At 41.4% G+C, this 476-nt stretch carries 1 tRNA gene; it reads left to right on the top strand.

The features are described from left to right. The first annotated feature begins 76 nt into the window (after positions 1–76). Positions 77–153, top strand: a tRNA-Met gene (locus AC0UA9_RS04040). The last annotated feature ends 323 nt before the right edge of the window (positions 154–476 follow it).

Here is a 476-nt window from a genome sequence, read left to right as displayed (position 1 = left end):
TGCCAAAACCAATTCTTTCAATATGAATTAAAACTGTTGAGGCTTTCTTCTTAATTTCTTAAGAAGTTCATTCGGACGCGGGATGGAGCAGCCTGGTAGCTCGTCGGGCTCATAACCCGAAGGTCGTAGGTTCAAATCCTGCTCCCGCAACCAACTTTTCTCAAGCATAAAGATAAAGGTCGTAGGTTCACTCTTCACAAGATAAGTGATCCCGAAACCAACTTTTCTCAAGCATAAAGATAAAGGTCGTAGGTTCACTCTTCACAAGATAAGTGCTCCCGAAACCAACTTTTCTCAAGCATAAAGATAAAGGTCGTAGGTTCACTCTTCACAAGATAAGTGCTCCCGAAACCAACTTTTCTCAAACATAAAGATAAAGGTCGTAGGTTCACTCTTCACAAGATAAGTGCTCCCGCAACCAACTTTTCTCAAGCATAAAGATAAAGGTCGTAGGTTCACTCTTCACAAGATAAGTG

The sequence above is a fragment of the Colwellia sp. F1 genome (genome assembly GCF_056238625.1).
Note: the sequence above shows the minus strand (reverse complement) of the source record. Positions and strands in the feature narration are given on the sequence as shown.